This window comes from Halomonas sp. OfavH-34-E (assembly GCF_024124525.1).
In the GTDB taxonomy this organism is placed as follows: Bacteria; Pseudomonadota; Gammaproteobacteria; order Pseudomonadales; family Halomonadaceae; genus Halomonas; species Halomonas litopenaei.
Genome location: NZ_JAMXRY010000116.1, coordinates 1 through 1,988, shown reverse-complemented (window position 1 = coordinate 1,988; position 1,988 = coordinate 1). Strand labels below are relative to the sequence as shown.

The window sequence follows — 1,988 nt, the reverse complement described above, 5'->3', positions numbered from 1 at the left end:
GCGCCTCGGCCCGCTCATGGAGGCGGCCTCCATTGGCAGCGCTGAGCGCTTTCCCGCCGTCGCCGGCCAGCCACGCCTCGGCCTGCTCGATCAACGCCGTCAGCGGGCTGCGTCTGGGTTGATCCAGCCACAAGCGCAGTTCCGCCGCGGCCCCGGGCGGCAGCCGGGCCAGCCAGCCACCGGGCCAGTCAGGGTTTAACTGGCGCAGGCGAGCCAACCGTCGTGGGCCCACCTGAGGCAGTGCGTTCAACGCCATCCAGCGTGCGAAGCCAAGTTCCATGACAGAGCCCTCCCTGGCCGAGTGCCGGCAGTATAGGCAGGCAGGCGCGACACGCCTTGGCGGTCTTCGCCGTCTCGGCTCCAGGCGGTGCGCGACGGCGATTCTGGCATGTTATAGTAGCGACCTATCACGCTCATTGGCGCCAACGACTATGGTCACCCCCGGCGTCGTCCTAGAATGGGCAACACGAACCGAACGAATAACGGTGGTACCACAGCATGGCCAGACTCCCTATTCTCGAGTTTCCCGACGAGCGGCTGCGCAACAAGGCAGTGCCCGTCGAAAACGTCGATGACGAGGTCCGCCAGCTGGTCGATGACATGCTGGAGACCATGTACGCCGCACCGGGTATCGGCCTCGCCGCCACCCAGGTGGACGTGCATCGCCGAGTCATCGTGATCGACGTCAGCGAAGATCAGTCCACCCCGTTGGTGCTGATCAACCCCGAGGTCACCCCGCTGGGGGACGAACGGGAACCGATGCAGGAAGGCTGCCTGTCGATCCCCGAGTACTACGCCGAGGTGCCGCGCGCGCTGCGGGTAAAGCTGAAGGCTCAGGGACGCGACGGCGAGCCCTACGAGCTCGAAGCCGACGGACTGCTGGCCCACTGCATCCAGCATGAGCTCGACCACCTCGAGGGCGTGCTGTTCGTCGACTACCTGTCACCGCTCAAGCGTGACCGGGTGATGAAGAAGATGCAGAAGCGTCATCGCCAGATACAGGGCGCCTGAGCCGCTGCGCAGCCCTCAAGCCGCCGCCATCTCGGCCCCACAACCGCCTACGACGAAGACCGACAACGTGAATCACGTTGTCGGTCTTCGTCGTTTCGCCCGTCTCCGTTACTATTGTCTCCGCATTCTTCGGCCAAGGCCCTGAACATGACCCGATCGCTGCGCGTGATCTTCGCTGGCACGCCCGACTTCGCCGCCGAGAGTCTCTCGGCGCTGCTGGCCAGTCACCACCAGGTGATTGCCGTCTATACCCAACCCGATCGCCCCGCCGGACGCGGCCGCAAGCTGACGCCAAGCCCGGTCAAGTCGCTGGCGCTGGAGCACGGCCTGCCGGTGTACCAGCCCGAGCGGCTCAGGGACGAAGCCGAACAGCGCGCCCTGGCGGCGCTGGACGCCGACGTCATGGTGGTGGTGGCCTACGGCCTGATCCTGCCGCTGCCGGTACTCGAGGCACCGCGTTTGGGCTGCCTCAACGTCCACGCCTCGCTGCTGCCGCGCTGGCGCGGTGCAGCGCCGATTCAGCGGGCGATCGAGGCCGGCGATGACGAGAGCGGCGTCACCATCATGCAGATGGACGAGGGACTCGATACCGGCGACATGCTGATCATCCGGCGCACCGAGATCCTGCCCACCACCACCGGCGGCGAACTGCACGATCGCCTGGCCGAGATCGGTGGCAAGGCCATGGTCGAGGCCCTCGACCGACTTGCCGACGGTGAGCTTTCCGCCACGCCGCAGCCCGAACAGGGCGTCACCTACGCCTCCAAGCTCAGCAAGGCCGAGGCCGAGCTGGACTTCGCCCAGCCCGCCGCGACCCTGGCCGCCCGGGTGCGCGCCTTCAATCCCTGGCCGGTGACCTGGTGCGCGCTGGGCGATGAGCGTCTACGTATCCACCTGGCCGAGCCGGCCGATGGCGGCGCACCAGAGTCGCCCGGCACCATCACCCGCGCCGACTCCGAGCTGCTGGTGGCCTGTGG

The 1,988-nt window shown here is 67.3% G+C and carries 2 protein-coding genes and 1 pseudogene; 2 read left to right on the top strand and 1 reads right to left on the bottom strand.

Going from position 1 to position 1,988, the window contains the following annotated elements:
- Positions 1-280: pseudogene (locus NH448_RS23380) on the bottom strand (hypothetical protein); the annotation flags it as partial.
- 218 nt (positions 281-498) lie between these two features.
- Between NH448_RS23380 and def the strand changes: the two are divergent.
- Positions 499-1,011, top strand: coding sequence for a peptide deformylase (gene def / locus NH448_RS23375; protein WP_253029592.1), 513 nt, complete (start codon positions 499-501; stop codon positions 1,009-1,011).
- 147 nt (positions 1,012-1,158) lie between these two features.
- A partial coding sequence (gene fmt / locus NH448_RS23370) for a methionyl-tRNA formyltransferase (protein WP_253029591.1) occupies positions 1,159-1,988 on the top strand: 830 nt, incomplete at its 3' end.